The sequence below is a fragment of the Burkholderia sp. Bp9004 genome (genome assembly GCF_003858025.1).
Lineage (GTDB): Bacteria > Pseudomonadota > Gammaproteobacteria > Burkholderiales > Burkholderiaceae > Burkholderia > Burkholderia diffusa.
The window spans coordinates 96,790-122,717 of record NZ_QTQD01000015.1 but is presented as its reverse complement, the minus strand read 5'-3'; the positions used below and the strand labels follow the sequence as shown (position 1 = coordinate 122,717).

Sequence of the window (25,928 nt, the reverse complement as noted above, 5' to 3'; positions counted from 1 at the left end):
CGTGCCTTGTCATCTTCTGCCCAGACAGAGAAATAAGCGAATGCTTAACCTAGACATGGGGCCTCCGCACTCAGCAGTCCGGTTCGTCGGGCTTCGGGCAGCCGGTGTCGCCGGGCCCGTTGGCGATGAACCGCTGCAACAGGCCGGTGAGCAGCGCGAGTTCGTCGGCCGAAAAGCCGGCAAGCTGCGCGTTCAGCGCGGTCGCGATCAACGACGGCAGCGCACGGGCCGCTTCGGCGCCGCGTTCGGTCAGCGTCAGCTCGATCACCCGGCGGTCCTGTTCGCTGCGCGAGCGTGCGATCAGGCCCTTGCGCTCGAGACGGTCGAGCATCCGGGTCATCGAGCCGCTGTCGTACGACATCTTGCGCGACAGCTCGAACGGCGTGCGCGCATAGCCGCGCGACAACAGCAGGATCACGCCGATCTGCTGCGCGGTGAGGTCGTACGGCTCGAGTGCGCGGTCCATTCGCTCGACGAGCGCCTGCCGAGCCTTGGCCAGGTAGTAACCGAGGCTCGTTTCCAGTGCGATGGTGTCGGGATCGTAGAGGCCGCCGTTCATGCGAATTGCGCGCGCAGCAATAGTGCGTTTCAGGTCAAAACGCGCCCAGTATCTTGAAAATTGATTGCTTAGTCAATATTATTTCAGGCAACCAGTTACGACGTGCATGTTGCACTGCCGGAGACGATGTTCTGACCGCTTAGCCCGCGCTGCCGGGCACCCGAGGATGTTCGCGATGCTGTTCCTGAAAAATGCCGCCGGCGCGCTGCGCCGCAACCTGACCGATACCGCTCATCATGTGTTCTCCGGGCCGCACCGCGGCTGGAAGATCGCGCTGTACGTGACGATGCTGGTGGTGCCGGGCGGATCGCTCGCGGCGCTCGGGTTCGCATGGTTCGATCATCGCCGGCAGCGCAACGCGAAGCACACCGCCCGCCGCGCGAGCCAGCCGGCGGCAACGGAGCCGTCGACATGGCGGTCCGCCGCCGCCGAACCTGTCCCGGTGCCCGTGCACTGCCACTGACACCGCACCACCCCACCCCCGTCATCCGGACTGAACGCCGGCTGCATCCCCGCGGCCCGGCGCCGTCCGCGCCGCATTCGTCGCCCGTCTTGCGCGCAAGCGATCCGTAATGACCGGTAAACCGGCCGGCCGCGCCGGTAACACATTCGTGCCGCCGCGCACCGTACCCTAAGGGCTGCGCAGCTTTCCCGCCGTCAGTTACCATTTGTCCGCCAGCGGCACAACGACCGCATCACGCGACGCCGCTCGCTGGCCATCGCGCCCAGACAGGAATACCACGATGCCGTACGCCCCCCTCCCGCGCGCCCTTCGCCCGCTGAGCGCCGCCGTCGCCGTTGCGACGGCCGTGCTGCTCGCCGGCTGCGCCGTCGGGCCCGACTATCACCGGCCCGACACGTCGATCCCCGCCGCCTTCAAGGAAGCGCCGGCTGGGTGGAAGGTCGCGCAGCCCGCCGACCGGACCGACCGCGGCCCGTGGTGGACGGTCTACAACGATCCGCAGCTCGACGCGCTGATCGGCAAGCTCAACACATCGAACCAGACCATCGCGCAATCGGCCGCCGCGTACCGGCAGGCCCGCGCGCTCGTCGCCGAAGCGCGTGCCGCGTACTTCCCGACCGTCGGGCTGACCGCGTCGGGCTCGCGCTCCCGCACGGGGCGCACGTCCACGTCGAGCACGTCGGGTTTCGGCAGCAGCTCGTCGATCAGCAATAGCTACAGCGTCGGTCTCGATGCGAGCTGGGAGCCCGACCTGTGGGGCAAGGTGAGCCGCAGCGTCAGCGCGCAACGCGCCGGCGAGGCAGCCGCCGCGGCCGATCTCGCGAACGCGCGGCTGTCGCAGCAGGCGCTGCTCGCGCAGACCTACTTCCAGCTGCGCACGTCCGATGCGCTGCAGAAGCTGCTCGACGACACCGTGAAGTCGTACGGCGAATCGCTGAAGCTCACACAGAACCAGTACGCGCAGGGCGTCGCCGCGCGCGCGGACGTGATCCAGGCGCAGACGCAGCTGCAGAGCGCGCAGGCCGCGTCGATCGACAACGGCGTCGCGCGCGCGCAGTACGAACATGCGATCGCGACGCTGATCGGCGAACCGGCCTCGACGTTCTCGCTGCCGCCGAGCCCGCTCTCGGCGCAACCGCCGATCATGCCGGTCGACGTACCGTCCGCGCTGCTCGAGCGCCGGCCCGACATCGCGGCGGCCGAGCGTCGCGCGGCTGCCGCGAACGAGCAGATCGGCGTCGCGATCGCCGCCTTCTTCCCGACGCTCACGCTGTCGGCCACCGGCGGCTTCCAGAGCTCGGTGTGGTCGCAGCTGTTCACGCTGCCCGCGCGGTTCTGGACGGTCGGCCCGCAGCTCGCGGCGACGTTGTTCGACGCAGGCCTGCGCGCCGCGCAGACCGATGCCGCGCGCGCGACCTACGACCAGGACGTCGCCGCGTACCGCCTCGCGGTGCTCACCGCATTCCAGGACGTCGAGGACAACCTCGCATCGCAGCGCATCCTCGCGCAGGAAGTCGACGTGCAGCGGCAGGCCGTCGACAGCGCCGAGCACGCGCTCGCGATCGTCACGAACCAGTACAAGGCCGGCACGGTCGCCTACCTGAACGTGCTGACCGCGCAGACCACCGCGTTTACCGCGCAGCAGAAGCTCGCGACGATCGGCGGGCAGCGGATGGTGTCGTCGGTCGGGCTCGTGAAGGCGCTCGGCGGCGGCTGGGATGCGTCGGACATGGCGCGTGAAACGGGCGACGTGGCTGCGCCCGCGCCGGTGCCGGCATCCGCGGCGGCAGCGCCGGCCGCAACTGCACCGTCGGCCGCCGCACCGCTCGCGCAGAAGTAAGACGGGAAAAGGCGAGCACGGCGCGCGCGTCAGCGCACCGCATCACCGAAGATCAGCGACACCTGGTTGTTGCCGATCGGATGGCCGAGCAGGTTCAGCAGCCCGGCGAGGTTCGCCTGCTGCTCGGGCGCCGCATGCGCGGTGCCGCGAAACGAACCCTGGCCGGGACCGAACGTGCCGTGCCCGTCGAGGAATAGCGGGCCCTGCGTCGTCGACAGGTCGAGATCGGCGTCCGCCCCCTTCGCCTGCAGCACCGCCCGGTACGACCCGAGCGGCTTCACGCGCGACACGCGCGAACTCATCGAATCGATCGTCACCGTCAACTGGCCGAACGCGTTGTTGCCGATCATCCGCCAGTCGGTCCAGCGGAGCCGCACGTCACCCTGCAGGTCGAGCGTGTTGAACGGCGTGCCGAGCCCGGCGAGCAGCGACGCGGGCACGGCCATCGAGCCCGCCGACAGCACCGCGCCGCGCCACGTCGCGTCGAGCGTGACGGCGTCGGGCATCGCCTCGGTCTGCCGCATGCGCATCTGCACGCGCCCGGTGAGGAGCGGCCAGAAGCCCGTGGTCCACTCGACCCGGCCCGGCAGCAGCGTCGCCGCGCTCTGGTCCGCGCCCGGCGCGAGCATCAGCGTGCCCGAACCGTGCCACAGCGATCCGTCCGGATCCACGAGATTGACGTGCCCGCCGGTCGCGCGCGCGAACTGCGGTGCGATCCAGGCGGCAGGCGCGAGCGCGACGAGCGTCAGCGCCGTCGCAAGCGCGCCTGCCACCACCCACGGCAATGCGGCGACGAGCCGCCGGATCCCTGGCCTCATCGGCCGACCGTCGCTTGTTTCATCCACTGCGTCATTTCTGCGTCGAGGGTTGCATCACGGCCGTCAGGTCGACCTGGCCGTCTTCCTTCAGCGCGGTCACGTGCGCTTCGCCGACCTGCACCTTGAACTGCCGGTGCGCGTCGTCGAGCCACTGCGTCCACACCGGGAACGGCACGTTCTTCATCTGGACCTGCACGCCGTTGCCGACGACCTGCACCTGCGCGCCCTGCAGCCCGTGATCGGACAGCGACGCGGTGAGCGCGTCCTTCAGCGCCAGGCCGGTCGGCGCGACGCCTTGCGCGGCGGCCGTCAGCGACTTCGCCTCGGTGGCCTGCGCGGTCATCTGCGCGAGCTCGCGGCGCATCGTCGGCAGTTCGTTGCGGATCCGCGCGCGGCCTTCCTGCGCGGGCGACCACAACACCGAATACGCGATCGCGACGGCCAGCACGGCGCCGCCCCAGCCGAGCAGCGTCCGCTCGCGGGGCGTGCGTTCGCCCCAGAACTGGGCAAGCGTCTGGTTCAGTTGTTCGGTCTTCATGAGCGGCTCCGGATCGTCCATTTGCCGGTGCTGCTGTCGACTTCGCCGGACAGCCCGTTGCGCGCGAGACGCTGCGGGAAATCAGGGTCGACCTTGACCTCCGGCTTGAAGCCGACGTCGAGCCGCCGGTCGTGATAATCGAGCGACGCGATTCCGTTCAGCGGCAGCGCGCCCATCGAACGGGTCAACCCGCTCGACAACGCGAGGAAATCGTTCGGCGACAGCTCGCCCGCCGCGAGGCGCAGCTGGTCGAGCTGACGCTGCATCTGCGCGGGCGGATCGAGCACCGTCGTCGTCTTCGGAAAGGCCGACAGCAGCGTCTCGGTGATCTGTGCGGACAGTGCGTCGCGCTCACGCGACAGCTTCCACCAGTGCAGGTTCATCCCGATCACCGCGACGCCGAGCGTGGCCGCGACGAGTGCGATCGGCACGCGCAGGCGCTTCACCGTCGCGCGGTCGAAGCGCCACGGCTGGGATTCGAATTCGAACTGGCACAGATCGAAGCGCTCGGTCAGCGCACGCCGCGCGAATGCGTCGAACGACAGCGGTTGCGCGCCGGGCAGCAGCGGGCCGTCGGCACGTCCGACCGACGCGAGGCGCGGCTCCGCACCCGGTTCGCCGAGTTCGTACAGCTCGACGTCGCCACCACCGGCGAGCGCGGCCAGCGTGCCGCCCGCGCGTGATGCCGGCGCCGCGAAACCTTCGCCGAGCGCACCGCGCGCGATCGCGAGCTCGAGACGCGGCGCACCGGCCGCGGCCGGCAGCGCGCCGGCTTCCACGAGCACGGGTTCGACCGTCGTCGCGAGGCCGAGCACCGCGGCCACCGCCGTCGGGCGGAGGGGCGGCTCGGTCGCAGTCGTGATCGCGTCGGCCGGCGTGGCCTCACCGTCGGCACGCGCAGCGTCCGCCGCCGGCGCACGCGGTGCGGGCAGGCAGCGCGTCGCGGGCACGGCGCTCAGGTGCCGGTGGCCGGCGGCGGTGAACGCGTCGCAGATCGCGCGGAACCAGGCGCGATCGACGACGGCCAGCACGCGGCGGCCGTCGGGCAGCGCGACCGGATCGAGCGCGATATGGCAGCCGAGCGGATCCTGGATCAGCTGGTCCTCGACGATGTTGGGCAGCGCCTGGCGCAGCTTCGGCCCCTTGAGCGGCGGCACGGTCGCGGCCAGCAGCAGCACGTCGCGCGCGGCGACGATCAGCACCGTCGCGTTCGCGCGTGGCAGCAGCGCGAGCGCGGCGCGGCCCGCGCGCTGCACCTGGCCGGCCTTGTCCACGAGCGTGAACGGCAGCTCGGGCCACTGCCGTTCCTGCAATGGCACGGCCGGCTCGCGCGGCGGCAAAGAAACAATCAGCGTGCTCAAGAGCTCCTCTCCCGAATGGCGTCGTTATAGCTGGTCGCGGATGCGCACGACCCGCGTCGAGTGCGTGGTCGAATCACGATACACGAGCGAGGTGCGATCGACCTCCGCGCGATCGTGCTGAATCCGGCCATGCACGATGAAATAACTCGAATTGACGTCGACGAGGCTCGAGTCGATCGTCACGTTCGGCGCGCCGGCACCGCGCAGCGCGAGCTGCACGTCGCCGACGTTACGGAAAAACACGGTCTCGCGGCGCGCCACGAGCGCCTGCGCGGACGACACGCTCATCCCAGGCACCAGCGCCGCGATCACCTCGGCGGGCGCGGTGTTCATGTTCACCGGCGTGGTGGTCGGCAGCACGGTGACGAACGGGCGCAGCCGCGCGACCATTTCGGGCGTCACGCCGTCGACGTCGAGCAGGCTGTCGACGCCGGTCATCACGAGCGGCGCGGGCCCGCGATCGCTGTCGGACATTCCCGGTTCGTCGGTGATGTTGCCGGTCATGTCGCCGCCGGGCACCGGCGCGGTCGCGGCCGTACCGGCGCCGGGCAGCGTCGGCGTCTGGAAGCGCGTCGCCGAATGCATCAGGCCGGCGCGCATCTGCAGCGCGATCCGCTTCGCGAACGCGCCGTCGTAGCCGAGCGTCGTCAACAGCCGCTGGAACGCCTGGAGCTGCATCACGTTGAGCTGCAGCACGCCGGGCGCCGGCGACGACACGAGGTTGCGCAGGTTGTACTTCGCCTGCGCGTCCTCGATCGATCCGGAGATGTAGGTGTCTTCGCCGCCGTTGTCGTTCGGCGCGCCGATCCGGCCAAGGAAGTCGGACAGCTTGGTCTTCGCGATCGGCACGGCCCAGATCCCGCCGAGATAGGTGATGCCGGGCGCCGTGTCGCCTTCGGAACGCAGGATCATGCGCGTCCAGTCGAGCGCGCCGCGCGCGACCCACTGCGCCTGCGCGATCACGCGCTGGTTCTCGATGCGGCGAATCTGCACCTGCTGGCGCCACAGCATCCCCGACACGAGGATCGCCGACAGCGCGACGACGAGCAGCGCCGTAATGATCGCCGCGCCGCGCTCGCGGCGAGTGCGGGCATGCGCGCTTGCGCTGCCGCGAGCGGCGAACCGGGAACGGTGAGGGCGCGCGCGCATCGTCATTCCCCGACGAGGAAGATGCGCGTGACGGGCACGCGCAGCGACGTCGCACCGATGCTGACCTGCAGGCCCGTCACCGCGCGCGTCGGCGGCGCGTTGCCGATCTGTGGCACCTTCAGCGCATCGTTGTTCTGCGACAGCGCGTCGCTGGCCGCCTGCAGATTGGTGGTCCAGCCGACGCGCGGCACGTACAGCTTCGCGTCGATCGCACCGACGCCGCCCATCAGCGCGACCCAGCTCCAGCCGTCGACGCTGCTGTCCTTCAGCACGTCGCGCAGGCGGTTCGCGTCGTCGAGCGGCGGCGACGCATAGCGCACGACACGCCCGCCGGCGATCCGGTAGCGGACCACCTGCAGCCGTGGCGCGGCGCCCGGCACGTCGAGTTCGCGGACGATCTGCAGCGTGTTGCCGGCGACGCCGATGGCCGGCTGGCCGGCTTCGTCGTCGGTGGCGGCGAGCCGCGCGTCGATGCGCATCTGGTCGAACATCTGCGCGAAGATGCGCTCGTCCTCCATCGCGGACGCGACCTTGTCGCGGCCGCGCATGATCTGGTCGAGCCCGCGCCACGAGAGGATCGCGACCACCGCGAGGATCGCGATCGCGATCATCAGTTCGATCAGCGTGAAGCCGCGCACGCGGCGCGAGCCGACGGAACGCACGGGCCGGCGCCGCATCGGCGCGTCAGAGCGGACGGCTGGTTTCATTCGCGACCACCGTCACCATTTGCGCGAGCACGCCGGCTTGCCCCGGCATGCTCACCGACACCTGCACGCGCCGGAACACCGGGTTCGGCGTCGTGCTCACGCGCTGCGTGCAGACGAGCTGCACGTTGCCTTGCGAGCAGTCGAAATTCTGCTCGCCGACCTCCGGCCACGCATGCGTGAGCCGCAACTGCGCGAGTGCGTTGTCGGCACTCCAGCCGGCGAGCAGCCGGCGATGGAGATCGGACGCATTGGTCGCCATCGTGCCGACCGCGCGGATCGATGCGGCGAGCGCGACCGCGATGATCGCGAGCGCGACCAGCACCTCGATCATCGTGAAGCCTCGGGAAGAAGCCGGGAAGGGCAGGCGACGACGCATCGTCATTGCACCTCGTAGCGGCCGTTGCCGGTGCCGACGATCGTCGCGCTGCCGACCGCCGAATGCAGCGTCACGCGCACCGGCGTGTCGACGCTTTCGATGCCGAACACGACGCGGCTCGCGCGCACGTCGGATCCGGGGTAGTCGATATCGGCGCCGGTGACGCCGCCGTCCCAGTCGCGCGGGCGCAGCACGTCGTCGTGCAGCGTGCGCCAGCCGTCGGGCGAGCTCACGTCGAAACGGAAGCCGTGTGCGGTCGGCTGCCACGCGATCGGGCGCGCGCGCACCTGCGCTTCGTCGCCGGCCGTTTCGAACAGCAGCGCGATGCGCTGCGCTTCCTCGCGCAGGTCGGTACGCGGATTGCGCGTGAGCGACAGCGACGCGAGCGACACCAGCAGGCCCGCGATCACGAGCACGACCAGCATCTCGAGCAGCGTGAAGCCGCGCGCACGCGCCGCGGTCACGGGCACACCGCGACGAACGCGACCGTCGCGGGCATCGCGGCGAGCGGCGCGCAAGGGCGTGCGAAGGGCGGGCATGAAATGAGGAACGGGGAGAACGTCGGTCCGGTCAGCGCAGGCTTACTGCCACGAACCGATGTCGGAATCGTTGCTCTCGCCGCCTTCCTTGCCGTCGGCGCCGTAGCTGAACACGTCGATCTCGCCGTGCACGCCCGGGTTCAGGTACTTGTACCCGTTGCCCCACGGATCGTTCGGCAGGCGCTCGAGATAGCCGCCGTCCTTCCAGTTGTTCGGGATCGGATCGGTGGTCGGCTTCTGGGTCAGAGCGTTCAGGCCCTGTTCCTGGGTCGGATAGCGGCCGTTGTCGAGACGGTACAGCTTGAGCGCCTGCATGATCGTGCCGATGTCCTGCTTCGCGGCGATACGGCGCGCCTCGTCGGGACGGCTCATGATCTTCGGCACGATCAGTGCCGCGAGGATCCCGAGGATCGCGACCACCACCATGATCTCGATCAGCGTGAAACCGCGCTGACGGCGCACGGCCGCATTACGGCGAGTGATCCACGTTTGCATGACTGACTACCTCTTTCCAAAAAATATCGTCGATTGAGTGACGCACCCTGCGGATCGCGGCATGCCTGCCTGACGGCAAGCTTCCGATACCCCGGGCGCGGAGCACGCATTGTAAGGCGCGCATTGCCGAGGGCTTTCACCCAACGCAAATTTCATATACATCCGTACAATAGCGCGCATGAACGCGCTCTCGATCCGGATCCTCTCCCTAGCCCTCTTCGCGGGTTTGTGCGCGACGGCCACCTACTGGGTCGTCACGCTGTCGGCCCGCGAAGCGCCGCTGCCCGCCGCCGCCGCGCGGTTGCCGATCCGCACCGAGGACGCCGCCGCGCTCTTCGGCGGACAGCTCGACAAGAATCCCGTGCAGGACATCCACCTGTTCGGCATTCTCGCGCTCAATCATGGCGGCGCCGCGATCGTCGGCGTCGGCGGCGAACCGCCGCGGGCCGTGTCGCTCGGCGCGGAAGTCACGCCCGGCGCGAAGCTCGCCGAAGTCCGCAGCCGCTCGATCATCGTCGACCGCAACGGCGCCCGCGCCGAAATCCAGCTCCCCGCGAACACACCGTCCCCCGCGATCTACATGCGTTGAACGGCGGCGGCCCGACCGACGCTCGGGCCGTCACTGCACCATGTTGTTCAGCTCGATGATCGGCAGCATCACGGCCAGCACGATCACGAGCACGATGCCGCCCATCGCGAGGATCAGGAGCGGCTCGAGCAGGCTCGTCAGGAACATCGTGCGCCGCTCGAGTTCACGCGCCTCGCCTTCCGCCGCGCGGTCGAGCATCGTCGTCACGTCGCCCGTCGCTTCGCCTGAACGGATCAGGTGCACGAGCACCGGCGGAAACGTCTTCACGTTGTTCAGCGCGCGCGACAGCGCGGAGCCTTCGCGCACGCGCACGATCGCATCGTCGATGTTCGCGCGCATCGCGCGGTTCGACAGCGTCTCGCCGGCCGCCTGCAACGCGCGCAGGATCGGCACGCCGGCCGCGGTCAGGATGCCGAGCGTGCTCGCGAAGCGCACCGTGTTGTAGCCGCGCACGAGCTTGCCCGCGAGCGGCGCGGTCAGCACCCAGCGGTCGAACGCGAGCCTGGGCCCGTCGCGCGACAGCGTCGCCTTCACGAACCACACGACGAGCGCGACCACGATCAGGATCGCCCACCACCAGTGCCGCACGAATTCCGACAGCGCCATCATCACGACGGTGAGGATCGGCAACTGCTGCTTCGTGCTCGCAAACACGTTGACGACCTGCGGCACCACGTAGCTCAGCAGGAACGTCACGATGCCGAATGCAATCAGCGTGACGATGCCCGGATACGTAAACGCAAGCAGGATCTTCTGCTTCAGCGCGTTGCTCTGCTCGATGTAGTCGGCCAGGCGCGACAGCACGATGCCGAGCTTGCCCGTGTGCTCGCCGGCCGCGACGAGCGCGCGGTAGATTTCCGGAAAATCGCGCGGATGCTGGCCCAGCGCATTCGCGAGCGAATGGCCGCCGAGCACCTCGGCACGGATCGCGGCCATCAGTTCGCGGATGTAGTCGCGCTCGGCCTGCTCGGTCAGCACGCCGAGCGCCTCGTCGAGCGGCAGCCCCGCGATCAGCAGGCTCGCGAGCTGGCGCGTGAGGATCGCCTGCTCGCGCTGCGACAGCTTGCGGCCGAACGCGAGGCGCTGCGAGCGCGCGCCGCGCGTTGCGCTGGCGGCCGGCTCGACGACGAGCGGCGTGAGCCCCTGCGTGCGCAGCTGGCCGCGCGCGGCACGCGCACTGTCGGCATCGATGACGCCTTTCTGCGCGTGTCCCGCCGCATCGATCGCTTCGAAACGGAATGCCGGCATCGCGCTATGCGCCTCCCGTCACGCGCAGCACTTCCTCGAGCGACGTCGCGCCGGCTGCGAGCCAGCGTTCGGCGTCGTCGCGCAGCGTGCGCATCCCTTCCGCGCGGCCGGTGGCCAGAATCTCCGCGTCGGCCGCGTTGCGATGGATCAGCGCGCGGATCGAGTCGTCGACCAGCAGCAGCTCGTATACGCCGCGCCGGCCCGCGTAGCCCGAATGCCCGCACTTGTCGCAGCCGACCGGATGCCACAGCGTGCGGCCATCCTCGTGCCGCTCTTCCTTGCAGACGGGGCAGAGCTGCCGCACCAGGCGCTGCGCGAGCACGCCGAGCAGCGACGATGCGAGCAGGTACGGCTCGACACCCATGTCGGTCAGACGCGTGACGGCCGATGCCGCATCGTTCGTGTGCAGCGTCGCGAGCACGAGGTGGCCCGTCAGCGACGCCTGCACCGCGATCTGCGCGGTTTCGAGGTCGCGGATTTCGCCGATCATGATCACGTCCGGATCCTGGCGCAGGATCGAGCGCAGCGCGCGGGCAAAGGTCATCCCGATCCGCTCGTTCACCTGCGTCTGGCCGATGCCGCCGAGGTCGTACTCGATCGGGTCCTCGACGGTCATGATGTTGGTCGTCGCGGTTTCGAGCCGCGACATCGACGCATACAGCGTCGTCGTCTTGCCCGAGCCCGTCGGGCCCGTGACGAGCACGATGCCGTGCGGTCGCGCGATCAGCTTGTCGAACTGGACGAGCGTGTCGCGGCCCATCCCGAGCGCTTCGAGATTCAGGCGCTTCGCATCCTTTTCCAGCAGACGCAGCACCGCGCGCTCGCCGTGCCCGGTGGGCAGCGTCGACACGCGCACGTCGACCGGCCGGCCGCCGACGCGCAGCGTGATGCGGCCGTCCTGCGGCAGGCGTTTCTCGGCGATGTCGAGCTGCGCCATGATCTTGATCCGCGAGATCAGTGCGCCATGCAGCGCCTTCTTCGGGCGCACGACGTCGCGCAGCGTGCCGTCGACGCGAAACCGCACGACCGATGCGTTCTCGAACGGCTCGATGTGAATGTCCGATGCCTGTTCGCGCGCCGCTTGCGTGAGCAGCGCGTTGATCATCCGGATGATCGGCGCGTCGTCTTCCGATTCGAGCAGATCCTCGACCTCGGGGATGTCCTGCATCAGGCGCGACAGGTCGACTTCGCCTTCAACCTCGCCGACCACCTGCGCGGCGCTGCCGTCCTGGCGCGCGTAGGCCTGGTTGATCGCCTGCGCGAGTTCGTCGGCCGGCACGCGGTGCACGGAGATCGAGCCGAAGTTGCGCGCGATCTCCGCGAGCGCGGCGTCGCTCGTGCGTTCGCTGATCCACACCTCGAGCGTGTCGTCGAGCTGGTGCGCGATCAGCACCTGGCCGCTCTTCGCGAAGCCGTACGGCAACAGGCGCGCGGCGAGCGGCGACGGCGGCTGCCGTTCGCCCGGCGCACCGTCGTGGGCGGAGGACGCGAGCACGTCCGTCACTGCGAAGCTCCCGGCGTGGCGGTCAGCGGTTGTTGCGGCACCGCCTGCTGCGGCACGCTCTGCGGCTGCGCGGGCGTCGCCTCCGGCAACGGCTGGGCCGGAACCGGCGCCACCTGGCGCTGCATCTGCTGGCGACGCATCTTGTCGAGGTCGAACAGGTTCCCGGCGGGCGTGCCGCCCTGGCTCGGACCGAGCGGCATCGGCGGGACGACCGGATCGTCCTTGTCGCGGATCACGTTGTTGTCCGACTTGTACGCGCCCGTCACGCCCTGGATGTAGTCGTAGCGGTTGGCAGTGACTTCCTGCGCGGTGCTGCGATCGGAGATGATCACCGGGCGCAGGAACACCATCAGGTTGGTTTTCGCGCGCACCTTCGATTCCGAACGGAACAGCTGGCCGATCCACGGAATGTCGCCGAGCAGCGGGACCTTGCTGTTCGATACCTGGTAGTTGTCCTGCATCAGGCCGCCGAGCACGATGATCTCGCCGTTGTCGGCCAGGATCGTCGACTGGATCGAGCGCTTCGTGAAGGTCGGGCCGGTCTGCGCGTTGGTGGTACCGCTGACGACCGCCGAATCCTCCGTGTAGAGCTGCAGCTTCAGAATCCCGCCGTCGGTGATCTGCGGCTTCACGTGCAGCGTCAGGCCGACGTCGCGACGGTCGTAGGTATTGAATGCGTTGCTCGTCGTGCCGCTCGTCAGGTTCGAATACGAACCGGTCGCGATCGGCACGTTCTGGCCGACGACGATCTTCGCTTCCTCGTTGTCGAGCGTGATCAGGTTCGGCGTCGACAGCACGTTCGCGTCGCTCACGCCCGCGAAATACTGCAGCAGCGCGCCGAGGCCCTGCACGCCGAACATGTTGTGCAGCCAGCCGATGTTCAGGCCCGGGGTCAGCGAAGCGAGGTTGGCCGCCAGGCCGGCCCCGGTGCTGCCCGCCGAGCCCGTCGTCAGGTTGACGATACTGTTACCCAGGCCTAGCTGGGGGCTCAGGTTCGTGCCGCCGAGAAACTGGCCGCTCGCGACCTGCCACTGGATGCCGAGGTTGCCCTGGGTCGTCGAGTTCAGCTCGACGATCAGCGCTTCGATATAGACCTGCGCACGCCGTGCGTCGAGCTGGTCGATCACCGAGCGCAGGTTCCGGTAGACCGGATCGGACGCGGTGATGATGAGCGAGTTGGTGGCCGCGTCGGCCTGGATCATCCCGCCCGGCTGGTTGTCGTCGCCCTTGTCCTTGTCACCGCCGAGCAGGCCGCCGCTGCCGAGCCCGCCGCTGCCCGACGCGCCGCTGCCGTACGACGATGACGACGAACCGCCGAGGCCGCCCGACGGCAGCGGCGGAGTGCCCGACGTGCCGGTCGAGAAGTTGCCGCTCGACGACGAGCCGCCGCCCTGGTTGAAGCTGTTCGCATCGTTGGACGACGCCGACGAGCCGCTGTCGTTGCTGCTCTTGCCGAGCATCCCGCGCAGCGTCTTCGCGAGCTTCACCGCGTCGGCATTGCGCAGCGGCACGACGTGCATGTTGCCCGGCACGGCGCTCGGCGCATCGAGCTGCTGCACGAGGCGCTTCGCCGCCGCGAGGCGCGAGGCGCTCGATGCGCGCAGCATCAGCGAGTTGGTGCGCGGGTCGGCCGTGACCGACACCTTCAGCGTCGCGTCGCTGTTGCCGATCGCGCCGGGGTCGAGCATCTTCTGAAGCTGCGCGGCAAGGTCGATCGCGTTCGCGTTGCGCAGCGGCACGACCTGAACCTGCGCGCCCGCGGCGCTGTCGACACCCGAGATGATCTGCGCGATGCGGCGCACGTTGTCCGCGTAGTCGGTGACGACGATCGTGTTGTTCGCCGGGTAGGCGGTGACCGTGTTGTTCGGCGAAATCAGCGGCCGCAGCACCGGCAGCAGGTTGTTCGCCGATTCGTTGCGCAGCTCGAACACCTGCGTGATGATCTGGTCGCCGCGCGCCTGCGGCGCATTGCCGACATAGGTCGGCACGCCCTGCAGCTTCGCGTCGGCCTCCGGCACGACCTTCAGCACGCCGTGATCCTGCACCAGCGCGAAGCCCTGCATGCGCAGCGCCGACTGCAGCGTCTTCAGCGCCTGGTCTTCCGGCACCGACCGTTCGGCCACGAGATTGAGCTGCCCCTTCACGCGGGGGTCGACGATGATCGTCTTGCCGGTTGCGGCGCCGATCGCCTTGGCGACCTGGTCGATATCCGCATTCACGAAATTGAGCGTGACCTGAGCGTAGGCGGCCTGCGAGACGATGATGCCGGCGACCATCAGGGTCGTGGCGATGCGCCGCATAACGAAGCGATTTCTTGTCATGGATGAATGGGTCGATGCCGGCTCAGGCCACTTCCGGCGGTAGTGCTGGGATCCAAGTCCTAAAGGCGCGACATTAGCAGTTTTTCATGTCCGAAATATCACATTGATCCGAGGACTGTCTCACATACGACATGTATCCGGCACACCGTATGCAATATGTAAGATTTCGGCAATGCCCCGGCATTCAGGCCATCGCCGTCGTTTTGCGATGAATCGACACGAAAATGCGGTATAAACGGGCTGCCGCCTTTCGCTTGTCGCCACGTGACGGACTGTCTGTATGATACGGGCGGCGCGTTTCCAGTCGTACGAATAACAGACACGGGTTTTCCCGATCCTTGCGTCATTTCCTTTTCGTTTCCGCAACATGAGCAGACGGTTCGCTTCGATCGTGTTGATCGCCGCCGGCGTGTGGTTCGCCTGCGGAAACGCTCGCGCGGATTGTTTCGACGAGGCCGCCCGGTACCAGAAGGTCAATCCGCTGATCCTGCGCGCGATCGCGTGGCAGGAGTCGCGCAACCGGCCCGACGCGCTGAACAAGAATACGAACGGCTCGGTCGACTACGGCCTGATGCAGATCAATTCGATCCACCTGCCGACGCTGTCGCGCTACGGCATCGGCCGCGACACGCTGATGCAGCCGTGCAAGAACGTCTACATCGCCGCGTGGCACCTGCGCCAGAAGATGAATCGCTACGGCAACACATGGCAGGCCGTCGGCGCCTATCATTCCGAAACGCCGTCGCTGCGCGACAAGTACGCGCGGCAGATCGCCTCGATCCTGGCGCAGTGGAAGCTGCTGCCGCCCGAGCAGTGACGCCGCGCCGCAGCGCCAGCTGACGCCGTGCCGCTCGGCCGGCGCGCGTTTGATGCACAATGCGCATCTCACGCCGCGGTTTCGACCGGCTCCGGGCCGATCGCGCCCCGCCAGGGCGCCGCGGCCGCTTTTCCCTCTTTTCCGTTGGTGCAAATCGTTATGAATCCGGCAATGAACCAGCCGTTGCCCGTCACCGTGCTGTCCGGTTTTCTCGGCGCCGGCAAGACCACGCTGCTCAATCACATCCTCGCGAACCGCGCGGGCCTGAAAGTTGCCGTGATCGTCAACGATCTCGCTGCGGTCAACATCGACGCGTCGCTCGTGCGCGATGCGCAGGCGCTGTCGCACGTCGAGGAACGCCTCGTCGAGATGTCGAACGGCTGCATCTGCTGCACGCTGCGCGACGACCTGCTCGTCGAGATCCGCAATCTCGCGGCGGACGGCCGCTTCGATGCGATCGTGATCGAATCGACCGGCATCGCGGAGCCGATGCCGATCGCCGAAACCTTCACGTTCGTCGACGACGACGGCGCGTCGCTGTCGAGCGTCGCGCGCCTCGACACGCTCGTCACCGTGGTCGACGCCTACAATTTCCTGCGCGACTACGGTTCCGACGACGCGCTCGCGACGCGCGGCATCGCCGCATCGGACGAAGACGATCGCACGCTCGTCGAGCTGCTGATCGAGCAGATCGAATTCTGCGACGTGCTGGTGATCAACAAGGCCGACCTCGTCGGCGCGGACGAACTCGCGCGCCTGCAGCACATCCTTGCGCGGCTCAACCCGCGCGCGCATCAGGTCGTGTCGACGTTCGGCAACGTGCCGCTCGACGAAGTGCTGAACACCGGCCGCTTCGATTTCGACGAAGCCGCGAACGCGCCGGGCTGGCTCGCGTCGCTCGATCACGATCACACGCCTTGCGACGATCCCGAGTGCCACGATCCGCATCACGCGCACGTGCATGGCGAAGCCGACGAATTCGGCATCGGCAACTTTGTTTACCGCGCGCGCCGGCCGTTTCATCCGGCGCGACTCTGGGCGCTGCTGCATCAGGAGTGGCCGGGCGTGCTGCGCAGCAAGGGCTTCTTCTGGCTCGCGACGCGCAACGACATCGCCGGTTCGCTGTCGCAGGCGGGCGGCGTGTGCCGGCATGGCCCGGCAGGTCTCTGGTGGGCCGCGCAGGATCGCGCGGAATGGCCGGACGACGACGAGTTGCTCGCCGAAATTCGCACGGAGTGGCAGGGCGACCTCGACGACCGCTCGGTCGGCGATCGCCGTCAGGAACTCGTGCTGATCGGCATCGGCCTCGATGCCGACGCATGGCGCGCGAAACTCGACACGTGCCTGCTCACCGATGCGGAATTCGCGCTCGGCGCGGCGCAATGGACTGCGTTCGACGATCCGTTTCCGGTGTGGGATGTCGATGCGCATGACGACGAAGATCCCGGCGACACGCAGATCGTGCACGCGTAATACGCGGTAAAACTCGGCGAAGACGGTCAGTGAAAAGTAACCGTTAAATCTTGCAAGAGTGACGCGAACTGTGGCAAAAATGTCGCGCGCCCCCAACAAAAAACCCGCCTTCCGGCGGGTTTTTTTCCTGGAACAGGCGCTGAATTAACGCTTGTTGACGGCGTCCTTGAACGCCTTGCCAGCCGTGAACTTGACCGTCTTGGCTGCCGGGATCTTGATGGTTTCGCCCGTCTTCGGGTTGCGGCCCGTACGTGCTGCGCGCTTGCCCGAACCGAAGCTGCCGAAGCCGATCAGCTGAACCGCATCACCCTTCGACACGGCCTTCTTGATGACTTCGAGCAGCGTGTCCAGCGTTTCGCCGGTTTGAGCCTTGCTGGCGCCCGTTTGGGCGGCGACGGCGTCGATCAGTTCCTGTTTGTTCATTAAGGTTCCTTTTTCAGGTTAGGTTTGACACGAACAGCGCGAACGCGCCGATTATACGTGCGCGAACCGTGCCGTCGAGAGTCAGACTCCGACGGCACAGCGCCGAATCCTGGCCCGCGCGACGTGCCGTCCGGCTTGCCGGCGGCCACCCCGCGGTACGGCGTTGCTATGATAGCGCAGCGCAAACCCAATAACGACAAGGGTTTCAAAGATTTTCATCGGTATTTCGCCGAATGAATCGTCGATTGCCCGTTTTTTGACCTGCGCCAACCGGACAGGGTACGCAGCCGGGTCCGCCGTCGCGCAACGCCGTTGGTTTTTGCCAACGGCCCGCCGGACGCCTCCGCGCAATCCCTTGCCAGGCTTGGCTGCCACGTTTTTTGTTTCGCATGCCCGACCGACTCGTTCCCGCCACGCTCGCGTTTCGCGACGACGGCATCCTCGTCTCGCCCGAGTACGGCGACATCTATCACAATGTCGCGGGCGCGCTCGCGCAGGCGAGCCACACGTTCATCGCGGGCAACGCGCTGCCCGCGCGCTGGCAAGGCCGCCGCACGTTCACCATCGTCGAGACGGGATTCGGCGCGGGCGCCAACTTCCTCGCGACCTGGGCCGCCTGGCGCGACGATCCCGCGCGCTGCGAGCGGCTGCATTTCGTGTCGTTCGAGAAACATCCGTTTTCGCGCGACGACCTGCGCCAGGCACTGTCCCATATCGTTGCGAACACAACCATCTCGACAGAAGCAGGGATGCTCGCCGATGCGTGGCCGATGCTCGTTCCAGGTTTTCATCGCCTCGAATTCGACGCCGGCCGGGTCGTGCTCACGCTCGCGCTGGGCGACGCGCGCGAGATGCTGCCGAAATTGGTCGCACGCGCCGATGCGTTCTATCTGGACGGCGTCGCGCCCGCGAAAAATCCCGATCTCTGGTCGGTCGATGTGTTCCGCGCACTCGCGCGCGTCGCCGCCGACAATGCGACCTTTGCGACGTATTCGAGCGCGGGCGTGGTGAAAAAGGCGCTCCTCGAAGCGGGTTTCACGTACCGCGAGATCACCGGGTTGGCCGGCAAGCATGCGATGCTCGCGGGCGAATATGCACCGCGCTGGCGGATGCGCCGGCACGAACCACCACGCGCATTCCCGGTTGCCGCGCGCGATGCGATCGTGATCGGTGCGGGCCTGGCTGGCTGCGCGATCGTCGAACGGCTCGCCGCACGCGGCTGGAACGTCACGCTGATCGAGCGGCACGCGCGGATCGCGAGCGACGCATCGGGCAATCCGGCCGGTGTATTTCATCCACTGATGACACGCGACGACAACGTCGCGAGCCGCCTCACACGCAGCGGTTTCCTGCATGCGCTCGCACGCTGGCGCGCGCTCGAGCAGGCAGGCCATGCGTTCGCGCGCAGCACGCGCGGGATGATTCACCTTGCGGAATCGGCCGACGATTTCGTGCGGATGCGCGATGCGTTCGACGCGCTCGGCGCACCGTCCGATTATGTGTCGCTGCTCGACACCGACGCCGCACGCGCGCATCTGAACCTGCCCGTCGCACATGGTGGCCTGCTGTTTCCGCACGGCGGCGCCGTATGGCCGGCAGGGCTCTGCGCCGCGCAAGTCGCGGCGGCCGGTGAGCGCGTGAAGCTGCTGGCCGGCACCGAAGTCGATCGACTCGAGCGTGATGGCGACACGTGGCGCGCTGTCGACGCGGCAGGCGCAACGCTCGCCGAAGCGCCGGTCGTCGTGCTTGCGAACGCGGGCGATGCCGTGCGTCTCGCCGGCCTGCGGCATGTCTCGTTGCAGCCGGTGCGCGGCCAGTTGACGCTGCTGCCGCCCGGCAGCGCGGCGCCGCTGCCGTGCCCGGCGATCGGCGACGGCTATGCGGTGCCGCTCGACGACGGCACGCTGCTGATCGGTGCAACGTTCGAACCCGACGACCTCGATCCAGCGATGCGCCCCGCCGGACATATCGAAAATATCGAGCGCGTGCGGCATCTGCTGCCCGGCCTGATCGGCGAGTTACCGGACGTCGGGACGCTGCGCGGGCGCGTCGCGTTTCGCTGGGTCGTCGCCGACCGTGTGCCGGTGATCGGCCCGCTTGCCGACGAAGCGCAGACCGTCGCGAACGCACGCGCACTGAGCGGCGCGAAGGCGCGCGACCTGCCTCGCACCGCGGGCCTCTATGGCGCATTCGGCTACGGCTCCCGCGGCCTGGTGTGGGCGGCGCTCGGCGCCGAGCTGATCGCGTCGCAACTCGAAGGCGAGCCGCTGCCGCTCGAGCGTGAGCTCGCCGATGCCGTCGACCCGGCCCGGTTCCTGATCCGCGCGCTGCGCGGCCGCCAGATCGGCTGATCTCGTCAGCCGAATCCTCACAGTGCTTCGATTTTTTCGCGCAAGGTTATCCACTCGATGCTGTGGATAACCGCGCGGAATCCACGCGCGGTTCGTGTGTAATCACAGTGGACGTAAACTGGGCAACTCGGCACAGCCGTCGAGCGGCCCAAAAGTTGCTCAACTCAAACCTCTGTGAGCAAACAGCCTGTGCAACGGGTTATGGCTGTGCCAACGCTTTGATCTTGTTGCGTAAACCGAAGTTATCCACAGAACTGTGCAAGCCTTGTTAACTTCTACTACGTATATATACAAGTAAACCATTGAAACCAAAGACCTGTGGTGCCTCACAGGGCCGCGAGTCGATTCGATCGGCTCCGGAGCGAAAAAGCTGTGGCACAATCGGTTTCCTTCGCGTTCGTTCGGCCAGGCGCCGAACGTGCTTCAATGGAACGGTCTGCTCGATTTCGAATCTGAATCTTCGAGACTGCGCAGTCCGTTCACACACCAGGCCGACAATCCAGATCGGCAGCCTGAACGACAGTTCCGCCGGACGGCGGAAAAAGGCGGATCCCATGTCCCGCCGTCGTCGACCACAACAATCACATTCGGGGCGATACCCAGCCGGCGTGCATCTCATTTCTGACGCTTGACCCCGCGCCGCTGGCGATTGCTTCCAAAGGAGAAGTCACCACGATGAAGTCGGCGTTTTCATTCCTGCCCAACTGGCCGCTTGCACCGGATGCCGTGTTCTGGGCCGGGCTCGCGTTGTTCGCGGCCGGTCTGTGCGGCGAGCTGTGCTACCGCGCATGGCGGTTGCCGCGCATCACCGGCTATGCGGTGATCGGCCTCGTCGCCGGTTCGTTCGGATTCGGCGTGATCGACGCGAGCACCGACGAAACCTCCCGGCTGCTGATCGACGTCGCGCTCGGGCTGCTTCTGTTCGAGCTCGGCAGCCGTCTCGACCTGAAATGGATTCGCCGCAATCCGTGGCTCATTGCGTCGAGCCTTGCCGAGGCGACGCTGACATTCGTACTCGTGCTGTTCGTGATGCTCGCACTCGGCGTGTCGGGCATGGTCGCGCTCGTGCTGTCGGCGATCGCGATCGCGACGTCGCCGTCGATGGTGATCCAGCTCAAGACCGAACTGCGCGCGGAAGGGCAGGTGTCGCAGCGCCTCATCACGCTGACCGCGCTGAACAGCGTGTACGCGATCGTGCTGACCAAGCTCGTCACGAGCTGGCTCCACCAGGAGGCGTACGGGAACGTTTTCGCGACGATCCTGCAACCCGTCTACCTGATCGCCGGTTCGTTCATCGTCGCGTACCTGGTCGCGCGTGCATGCAATTACCTGTTCCGCCACATGACCTCGACGATGCGCGACGAGCATTCGTTCGTCGCGCTGTTCGGGCTCGTGATGCTGGCGATCGCGGTGGCGCAGGCGCTGAAGCTGTCGACGCTGCTCACGCTGCTGCTCGCCGGCATCATCGTGAAGAACCTCGAAGCGCGGCCGCAGCTGTGGCCCGAGCATTTCGGCACGGCCGGCTGGCTGCTGACGGTGGTCCTGTTCGTGCTGACGCTCACGTCGTTCACGTGGGGCGACATCGCACTCGGCGGGCTGCTCGCGATCGTGCTGATCGTCACGCGGCTCGTTGCGAAGCTGGCCGGCGTCGTCGCGTTCGCGAAGCCGAGCGGCATCGGGATGAAGCAAGGCATCGCGCTCGGCATCGCGCTCACACCGATGTCCGCGCTGTCGTACCTGCTCGTCGACGACACCTACCAGCTCTATCCGAATTTCGACCCGCACCTGCGTGCGATCGTGATGTGCACGATCGTGATCCTGCAGCTCGTCAGCCCGTTCGTCGTCTACCGCTGCCTGTCGGCGGTCAGCGAACGCAGCGACGGCAACTGATTTCCGGAACCTGCCATGGCACTCGAAACTTTCGTCAATTCCGAACCGTTCACGTTCGGCGTCGAACTGGAGATCCAGGTCGTCAACACGCACAACTACGACCTGACCAAGGCGGCATCCGACCTGATGCGCCTGATCCAGGGCGAGACCTTCCCCGGCAACATCACGCCCGAAATCACCGAGAGCATGATCGAGCTGTCGACCGGCATCTGCCATTCGCACGAACAGGCGGTCAGCGAGCTGCACGCGATCCGCGACGTGCTCGTGAAGGCGGCCGACCAGCTCAACGTCGGGCTCGCCGGCGGCGGCACGCACGCGTTCCAGCAGTGGAGCGACCGGCAGATCTACGACGCGCCGCGCTTCCAGTACATCTCCGAGCTGTACGGCTATCTCGCGAAGCAGTTCACCGTGTTCGGCCAGCACGTGCACATCGGCTGCCCCGATCCGGACAGCGCGCTGTTCCTGCTGCACTCGATGTCACGCTTCATTCCGCACTTCATCGCGCTGTCCGCGTCGTCGCCGTTCGTGCAGAACGTCGATACCGGCTTCCATTCGGCGCGCCTGAATTCGGTGTTCGCATTCCCGCTGTCGGGCCGCGCGCCGTTCGTGCTGACCTGGGACAGCTTCGAGGAGTACTTCACGAAGATGGTCAACACGGGCGTCGTCAACTCGATGAAGGACTTTTACTGGGACATCCGGCCGAAGCCCGGCTACGGGACGATCGAAGTGCGCGTGATGGACACGCCGCTGTCGGTCGATCGCGCGGCCGCGATTGCCTGCTACATCCAGACGCTCGCGCGCTACCTGCTGACCGACCGGCCGCTGAAGCTGTCGGAGGACGACTATCTCGTCTACACATTCAACCGTTTCGAAGCGTGCCGCTTCGGGCTCGAGGGCACCTGCGTCAATCCTCAGACAGGTGAGCGCCGGACGATCGCGGAAGACATCCTCGACACGCTCGACCGGATCGCGCCGCATGCGGCCGCGCTCGGCTCGCGCGCGGCGCTCGACGAGATCGGCGCGCTCGCGAAGGCGCGGGTGAATGACGCATCGTGGTTGAGAACCGTTTTCAAACAGGAAAAATCGCTGAACGAGACCGTCCGTCAGCAGTGCCTGCGCTGGCGTGAATGAAAAAATGTTTTGCAGATTACAGGCTCGACCGCGCGCCGATTCGCTGAACGCCGTTCGACGCCGATTCGTGCGCAGCGCGTCGCCAGTCGTCCTGAAAATCTGTGGATAACCTGATATTCCGCTTCAAAGTCAATGCTCTGCGGGATGGATAACCCGGTGGATCGGTACCGTCGGCACGATGGCCGATTCCAACAGGAAAATGTTTGCGCGTTCGGTTGTGGGGTCGGCAGAGATTGCCGGCACAACGAAAAAATCCGGTTATCCAGCGATTTTCCACAGATTGAAGGGGATAACTTAGCTGTGCGATTTTCCGCTCTCGCTTAGAATGTCGGCTTTGCGGACACCGGAACGACCCGTGTCTCACCGGTCGCCGCGAACGCGACCGCCGCGTGTGCCTCGCGACGGCCGTGTCGACGCTCTTCAACGAGCGTCTGTTTTGAGATAGACATTCGATCTCCACACTACGGCTGCTCGGCGATCCGGGCGGCGGCAAAGCGAAAAGACTATGAGCGAAGGCGTTTACGGGAATCAGGCTTCGGGACGTGTGACCCACAGCTTGCTGCGGTTGAGTACGGCCATGCGAAGCCAGGCATGGGATTGGGCGGAAGGTGCAGGCCTCACGCCGACGCAGGGCGAGATCCTCGTGCTGCTGCTGCAACGCAAGGGCCCGATGCGGCTCGGCGAGATCGCCCGCGAGACGCAACTCACGGCTGCGACCACCAGCGATGCGGTCAGCACGCTCGAGACGAAGGGGCTCGTCGAGAAGCGTCGTGCACTGGACGACGGCCGTGCGCTCGCCGTGCGCCTGTCGGCCCGCGGCCGCACCGCGGCGAAGAAGGCGCTGCAATGGCCTGAATTCCTGACGAAAGCAGTCGGCAAGCTCGGCGCGGACGAGCAGGGCACGCTGTACCGCGCGCTGCTGAAGACGCTGCGCGAGTTGCAGGTGGCCGGCGCGACGCCGCCGCAGCGCATGTGCCTGACGTGCGCGCATTTCCAGCCGGGCAAGCAGTCGAAGAAGACCGTGCATCACTGCGCGGCGCTCGATCTGTCGATGGCCGACAGCGATCTGCGTCTCGACTGTTCGGTGCACGAAGAAGCCGACGCGGCGACGCAAAAGAAGACCTGGAAGTTGTTCGCCGGCTGACGTCCGTCGATCGACCGGGAGGCCGATGATGAACGCTGAAGTGGTGGCGATCCGCCACGTGCATTTCGAGGACCTCGGCAGCTTCGAGCAGGTGCTCGGAGAGCGCGGGCGGCGGGTGCGATACGTCGACGTCGGATCGTCGCGCGTCGAGGCGCTCGACGCGCTCAAGCCTGCGTTGATCGTGATGCTCGGCGGGCCACTCAGCGTGTACGAGGATGCGCAGTATCCGTCGATCGCGCCGCTCGCGGCACTCGTGCGCCAGCGCATCGATGCCGGACTGCCGATCCTCGGCGTTTGCCTCGGGGCGCAGTTCATCGCCCGCGCGCTCGGTGCGCGCGTCTATCCGGCTGCGCAGAAGGAACTTGGCTGGGCGCCGCTGACGCTCACCGACGCGGGCCGCGCGTCGCCGCTGCGCCACCTCGACGGCGCGGCGACCTCGATGCTGCACTGGCACGGCGATACGTTCGACCTGCCGGGCGGCGCGATCCATCTTGCATCGACACCGGCGTGCCGCCATCAGGCGTTCGCGTGGGGGCAGCACGTGCTGGCGCTGCAATGTCATCCTGAAATCCGCGCCGACCGCTTCGAACCCTGGCTGATCGGCAACGCCGGCGAAATCGCGTCGACGCCCGGCATCGACGCGCGCCAGTTGCGCGCCGACACCGTTCAGCACGGTCCTGCGCTGGAGACGGCCGCACGACGCATGTTCGGCGAGTGGCTCGACAGCGTCGGGCTTTGATCCCGGGCGAGCGGCACCGCGCGTGACCGGCCCGCGGGCATTGCGGGTCGGCGCACCGCCGCACGCCGCGTGCGCGTTGCCTCGCGGCCGGCTGCACGCCGGCCCCCTCCCTGACCATCCGCTTACTGCCGAGCCGGCTACGAGCAGGCTTCGAGCCCGCATGCTACGCTGGTCCGCTGTTTCCCTTTCCTGGCGAGCGGCATCCATGACTGCGTTGTTTTCTCCGTTCACGCTGCGCGGCGTGCCCCTTCCGAACCGGATCGTGATCTCCCCGATGTGCCAGTACTCGGCCGAGCGCGGCGAGGCGACCGACTGGCACATGATTCACCTCGGCCATCTCGCGCTGTCCGGTGCGGGCTTGCTCTGCATCGAAGCGACCGCCGTCGAACCCGACGGGCGCATCACGGCCGGCGACCTCGGCCTGTGGGACGACGTGACCGAAGCGGCGCTCAAGCCCGTGCTGGCGGCGATCCGCAAGCATTCGCCGGTCCGTGTCGCGATGCAGCTCTCGCATGCCGGGCGCAAGGCGTCGAGCGAGGTGCCGTGGAAGGGTGGCCAGCTCGTGTCCGTCGCCGATGGCGGGTGGCTGCCGCATGCGCCGTCGGCGTTACCGCACAAGGACGGCGAGACGCCGCCGCTCGCGCTCGACGCGGCCGGCCTGAACCGGATCCGCGAAGCGTTCGCTGCCGCAGCGAAGCGCGCCGCGCGCCTCGGCATCGATGCGATCGAGGTGCACGCGGCGCACGGCTATCTGCTGCATCAGTTCCTGTCGCCGCTTTCGAACCAGCGCGCCGACGAATACGGCGGCTCGCGAGAAAACCGGATGCGCTTTCCGCTCGAGATCTTCGACATCGTGCGCGCGGCATTTCCGGCGGACCGGCCGGTGGGCGTGCGCGTGTCGGCGACCGACTGGGTCGAGGGCGGCTGGGAACTCGAGGATACGATCGCGTTCGCGCATGAACTGAAGGAGCGCGGCTGCGACTGGATCGACGTGTCGTCCGGCGGCGTGTCGCCGCTGCAGAAGATCCCGCTGTCGCCCGGCTACCAGGTGCCGTTCGCGAAGGCCGTGAAGCGCGCGGTCGGGATGCCGACGATCGCGGTCGGCCTCATCAACGAGCCCGCGCATGCGAACCAGCTGATCGAGGCCGGCGACGCCGATTTCGTCGCGATGGCGCGCGCGATGCTGTACGACCCGCGCTGGCCGTGGCATGCGGCCGCCGAGCTCGGCGCACAGGTGTCGGCGCCGCCGCAGTACTGGCGTTCGCAGCCGCGCGAGCACAAGGCGTTGTTCGGCGACATCGCATTCGGCCAGCGCTGAGCGGCATGCGCGCGATATTGCGCGCGATGTTGAACGAAGCAATCGTGAACGTGTAGGATGCGGGTGATTCGCCGCATGCCCCGACGCGGCACCAACCGGTGCCGCGTTTTCGTTTCGCGCGACGCAGGGCCGCGC

At 67.4% G+C, this 25,928-nt stretch carries 24 protein-coding genes; 11 read left to right on the top strand and 13 right to left on the bottom strand.

The annotated features are described in order from the left end of the window. Nucleotides 1-70: 70 nt before the first annotated feature. Nucleotides 71-559 (bottom strand): MarR family winged helix-turn-helix transcriptional regulator, encoded by a 489-nt coding sequence (locus DIE08_RS18145; protein WP_124902837.1) that lies wholly within the window; start codon nt 557-559, stop codon nt 71-73. A 175-nt stretch (nt 560-734) separates the two neighbouring features. Here DIE08_RS18145 and DIE08_RS18140 point away from each other — a divergent pair, with 175 nt between their 5' ends. Further along, the gene (locus DIE08_RS18140; protein ID WP_124902835.1) at nt 735-1,022 is read left to right on the top strand and encodes a multidrug ABC transporter ATPase; all 288 of its coding nucleotides are present in this window, start codon (nt 735-737) and stop codon (nt 1,020-1,022) included. 280 nt (nt 1,023-1,302) lie between these two features. Further along, a complete protein-coding gene (locus DIE08_RS18135) occupies nt 1,303-2,862 on the top strand; it encodes an efflux transporter outer membrane subunit (RefSeq protein WP_124902833.1) in 1,560 nt (519 codons plus the stop codon). A 29-nt stretch (nt 2,863-2,891) separates the two neighbouring features. On the opposite strand, the gene DIE08_RS18130 is transcribed toward DIE08_RS18135, so the two are convergent. From DIE08_RS18130 to gspG, 8 genes are read right to left on the bottom strand one after another with little or no spacing between them, the layout of a single operon-like run. Further along, nucleotides 2,892-3,680, bottom strand: a complete 789-nt coding sequence (locus tag DIE08_RS18130; protein WP_124902831.1) for a type II secretion system protein N — start codon at nt 3,678-3,680, stop codon at nt 2,892-2,894. Nucleotides 3,681-3,711: 31 nt separating this feature from the next. After that, nucleotides 3,712-4,218 carry a type II secretion system protein GspM gene (gene gspM, locus DIE08_RS18125; protein ID WP_124902829.1) on the bottom strand — a complete coding sequence of 169 codons (507 nt, stop codon included), beginning with the start codon at nt 4,216-4,218 and terminating at the stop codon, nt 3,712-3,714. Then, nucleotides 4,215-5,579 carry a type II secretion system protein GspL gene (gene gspL / locus DIE08_RS18120; protein ID WP_124902827.1) on the bottom strand — a complete coding sequence of 455 codons (1,365 nt, stop codon included), beginning with the start codon at nt 5,577-5,579 and terminating at the stop codon, nt 4,215-4,217. The genes gspM and gspL overlap by 4 nt, the downstream gene beginning before the upstream one ends. 24 nt (nt 5,580-5,603) lie before the next feature. Beyond that, complete coding sequence (gene gspK, locus DIE08_RS18115) at nt 5,604-6,728, bottom strand: type II secretion system minor pseudopilin GspK (RefSeq protein ID WP_124627872.1); 1,125 nt, start codon at nt 6,726-6,728, stop codon at nt 5,604-5,606. A 2-nt stretch (nt 6,729-6,730) separates the two neighbouring features. After that, on the bottom strand, nt 6,731-7,435 hold the full coding sequence (locus tag DIE08_RS18110) for a type II secretion system protein J (protein WP_059602162.1): 705 nt from the start codon (nt 7,433-7,435) through the stop codon (nt 6,731-6,733). Beyond that, the gene (gene gspI / locus DIE08_RS18105) at nt 7,413-7,817 is read right to left on the bottom strand and encodes a type II secretion system minor pseudopilin GspI (RefSeq protein ID WP_059602158.1); all 405 of its coding nucleotides are present in this window, start codon (nt 7,815-7,817) and stop codon (nt 7,413-7,415) included. Before gspI ends, DIE08_RS18110 begins: the two co-directional genes overlap by 23 nt. Further along, a complete protein-coding gene (locus DIE08_RS18100) occupies nt 7,814-8,350 on the bottom strand; it encodes a GspH/FimT family pseudopilin (RefSeq protein ID WP_124627874.1) in 537 nt (178 codons plus the stop codon). Before DIE08_RS18100 ends, gspI begins: the two co-directional genes overlap by 4 nt. 42 nt (nt 8,351-8,392) lie before the next feature. Then, complete coding sequence (gene gspG / locus DIE08_RS18095) at nt 8,393-8,845, bottom strand: type II secretion system major pseudopilin GspG (RefSeq protein WP_059531290.1); 453 nt, start codon at nt 8,843-8,845, stop codon at nt 8,393-8,395. Nucleotides 8,846-9,023: 178 nt separating this feature from the next. Here gspG and DIE08_RS18090 point away from each other — a divergent pair, with 178 nt between their 5' ends. Then, nucleotides 9,024-9,434, top strand: a complete 411-nt coding sequence (locus DIE08_RS18090; protein WP_059602152.1) for a type II secretion system protein N — start codon at nt 9,024-9,026, stop codon at nt 9,432-9,434. A gap of 30 nt (nt 9,435-9,464) precedes the next feature. On the opposite strand, the gene gspF is transcribed toward DIE08_RS18090, so the two are convergent. From gspF to gspD, 3 genes are read right to left on the bottom strand one after another with little or no spacing between them, the layout of a single operon-like run. Continuing rightward, complete coding sequence (gene gspF, locus DIE08_RS18085) at nt 9,465-10,682, bottom strand: type II secretion system inner membrane protein GspF (RefSeq protein ID WP_059602149.1); 1,218 nt, start codon at nt 10,680-10,682, stop codon at nt 9,465-9,467. A 4-nt stretch (nt 10,683-10,686) separates the two neighbouring features. Continuing rightward, a complete protein-coding gene (gene gspE / locus DIE08_RS18080) occupies nt 10,687-12,186 on the bottom strand; it encodes a type II secretion system ATPase GspE (protein ID WP_059602146.1) in 1,500 nt (499 codons plus the stop codon). Further along, nucleotides 12,183-14,507, bottom strand: coding sequence for a type II secretion system secretin GspD (gspD, locus tag DIE08_RS18075; RefSeq protein ID WP_124902825.1), 2,325 nt, complete (start codon nt 14,505-14,507; stop codon nt 12,183-12,185). The genes gspE and gspD overlap by 4 nt, the downstream gene beginning before the upstream one ends. 367 nt (nt 14,508-14,874) lie before the next feature. On the opposite strand from gspD, the gene DIE08_RS18070 reads away from it, so the two are divergent. Together DIE08_RS18070 and DIE08_RS18065 are read left to right on the top strand one after the other, a co-directional pair. Beyond that, nucleotides 14,875-15,324 carry a lytic transglycosylase domain-containing protein gene (locus DIE08_RS18070; RefSeq protein ID WP_124902823.1) on the top strand — a complete coding sequence of 150 codons (450 nt, stop codon included), beginning with the start codon at nt 14,875-14,877 and terminating at the stop codon, nt 15,322-15,324. Between the two features lie 159 nt (nt 15,325-15,483). Further along, nucleotides 15,484-16,797: a GTP-binding protein gene (locus tag DIE08_RS18065; RefSeq protein ID WP_124627879.1), complete on the top strand. Its 1,314-nt coding sequence runs from the start codon at nt 15,484-15,486 to the stop codon at nt 16,795-16,797. A 144-nt stretch (nt 16,798-16,941) separates the two neighbouring features. On the opposite strand, the gene DIE08_RS18060 is transcribed toward DIE08_RS18065, so the two are convergent. Continuing rightward, nucleotides 16,942-17,220: an HU family DNA-binding protein gene (locus DIE08_RS18060; RefSeq protein WP_006401505.1), complete on the bottom strand. Its 279-nt coding sequence runs from the start codon at nt 17,218-17,220 to the stop codon at nt 16,942-16,944. Nucleotides 17,221-17,609: 389 nt separating this feature from the next. Here DIE08_RS18060 and mnmC point away from each other — a divergent pair, with 389 nt between their 5' ends. The 6 genes from mnmC (at nt 17,610) to DIE08_RS18020 (ending at nt 25,793) form a co-directional block, all read left to right on the top strand. Then, complete coding sequence (gene mnmC / locus DIE08_RS18055; RefSeq protein ID WP_124902821.1) at nt 17,610-19,571, top strand: bifunctional tRNA (5-methylaminomethyl-2-thiouridine)(34)-methyltransferase MnmD/FAD-dependent 5-carboxymethylaminomethyl-2-thiouridine(34) oxidoreductase MnmC; 1,962 nt, start codon at nt 17,610-17,612, stop codon at nt 19,569-19,571. Nucleotides 19,572-20,246: 675 nt separating this feature from the next. Then, nucleotides 20,247-21,461, top strand: a complete 1,215-nt coding sequence (locus DIE08_RS18040) for a cation:proton antiporter (RefSeq protein ID WP_059682635.1) — start codon at nt 20,247-20,249, stop codon at nt 21,459-21,461. A gap of 15 nt (nt 21,462-21,476) precedes the next feature. Continuing rightward, nucleotides 21,477-22,592, top strand: a complete 1,116-nt coding sequence (locus tag DIE08_RS18035) for a YbdK family carboxylate-amine ligase (RefSeq protein WP_006490006.1) — start codon at nt 21,477-21,479, stop codon at nt 22,590-22,592. Nucleotides 22,593-23,097: 505 nt separating this feature from the next. Continuing rightward, the gene (locus DIE08_RS18030) at nt 23,098-23,736 is read left to right on the top strand and encodes a MarR family winged helix-turn-helix transcriptional regulator (protein ID WP_059602129.1); all 639 of its coding nucleotides are present in this window, start codon (nt 23,098-23,100) and stop codon (nt 23,734-23,736) included. Between the two features lie 28 nt (nt 23,737-23,764). Next, nucleotides 23,765-24,475 carry a glutamine amidotransferase gene (locus DIE08_RS18025; protein WP_124902865.1) on the top strand — a complete coding sequence of 237 codons (711 nt, stop codon included), beginning with the start codon at nt 23,765-23,767 and terminating at the stop codon, nt 24,473-24,475. A gap of 205 nt (nt 24,476-24,680) precedes the next feature. Beyond that, entirely contained in the window at nt 24,681-25,793 is a 1,113-nt protein-coding gene (locus DIE08_RS18020) for an NADH:flavin oxidoreductase/NADH oxidase (protein WP_124902819.1), read from the top strand. The last annotated feature ends 135 nt before the right edge of the window (nt 25,794-25,928 follow it).

Bases quoted from the DNA above. Each gene is read 5' to 3' on its own strand.
- gspM (WP_124902829.1), bottom strand. From the start codon at position 4,218: ATGAAGACCGAACAACTGAACCAGACGCTTGCCCAGTTCTGGGGCGAA.
- gspF (WP_059602149.1), bottom strand. From the start codon at position 10,682: ATGCCGGCATTCCGTTTCGAAGCGATCGATGCGGCGGGACACGCGCAG.
- DIE08_RS18025 (WP_124902865.1), top strand. From the start codon at position 23,765: ATGAACGCTGAAGTGGTGGCGATCCGCCACGTGCATTTCGAGGACCTC.
- DIE08_RS18140 (WP_124902835.1), top strand. From the start codon at position 735: ATGCTGTTCCTGAAAAATGCCGCCGGCGCGCTGCGCCGCAACCTGACC.
- DIE08_RS18040 (WP_059682635.1), top strand. From the start codon at position 20,247: ATGAAGTCGGCGTTTTCATTCCTGCCCAACTGGCCGCTTGCACCGGAT.
- gspD (WP_124902825.1), bottom strand. From the start codon at position 14,507: ATGACAAGAAATCGCTTCGTTATGCGGCGCATCGCCACGACCCTGATG.
- DIE08_RS18035 (WP_006490006.1), top strand. From the start codon at position 21,477: ATGGCACTCGAAACTTTCGTCAATTCCGAACCGTTCACGTTCGGCGTC.
- DIE08_RS18090 (WP_059602152.1), top strand. From the start codon at position 9,024: ATGAACGCGCTCTCGATCCGGATCCTCTCCCTAGCCCTCTTCGCGGGT.
- DIE08_RS18070 (WP_124902823.1), top strand. From the start codon at position 14,875: ATGAGCAGACGGTTCGCTTCGATCGTGTTGATCGCCGCCGGCGTGTGG.
- DIE08_RS18135 (WP_124902833.1), top strand. From the start codon at position 1,303: ATGCCGTACGCCCCCCTCCCGCGCGCCCTTCGCCCGCTGAGCGCCGCC.
- DIE08_RS18020 (WP_124902819.1), top strand. From the start codon at position 24,681: ATGACTGCGTTGTTTTCTCCGTTCACGCTGCGCGGCGTGCCCCTTCCG.
- gspG (WP_059531290.1), bottom strand. From the start codon at position 8,845: ATGCAAACGTGGATCACTCGCCGTAATGCGGCCGTGCGCCGTCAGCGC.
- DIE08_RS18110 (WP_059602162.1), bottom strand. From the start codon at position 7,435: ATGAAACCAGCCGTCCGCTCTGACGCGCCGATGCGGCGCCGGCCCGTG.
- gspI (WP_059602158.1), bottom strand. From the start codon at position 7,817: ATGACGATGCGTCGTCGCCTGCCCTTCCCGGCTTCTTCCCGAGGCTTC.
- DIE08_RS18100 (WP_124627874.1), bottom strand. From the start codon at position 8,350: ATGCCCGCCCTTCGCACGCCCTTGCGCGCCGCTCGCCGCGATGCCCGC.
- DIE08_RS18030 (WP_059602129.1), top strand. From the start codon at position 23,098: ATGAGCGAAGGCGTTTACGGGAATCAGGCTTCGGGACGTGTGACCCAC.
- DIE08_RS18060 (WP_006401505.1), bottom strand. From the start codon at position 17,220: ATGAACAAACAGGAACTGATCGACGCCGTCGCCGCCCAAACGGGCGCC.
- DIE08_RS18065 (WP_124627879.1), top strand. From the start codon at position 15,484: ATGAATCCGGCAATGAACCAGCCGTTGCCCGTCACCGTGCTGTCCGGT.
- DIE08_RS18130 (WP_124902831.1), bottom strand. From the start codon at position 3,680: ATGAGGCCAGGGATCCGGCGGCTCGTCGCCGCATTGCCGTGGGTGGTG.
- DIE08_RS18145 (WP_124902837.1), bottom strand. From the start codon at position 559: ATGAACGGCGGCCTCTACGATCCCGACACCATCGCACTGGAAACGAGC.
- mnmC (WP_124902821.1), top strand. From the start codon at position 17,610: ATGCCCGACCGACTCGTTCCCGCCACGCTCGCGTTTCGCGACGACGGC.
- gspK (WP_124627872.1), bottom strand. From the start codon at position 6,728: ATGCGCGCGCGCCCTCACCGTTCCCGGTTCGCCGCTCGCGGCAGCGCA.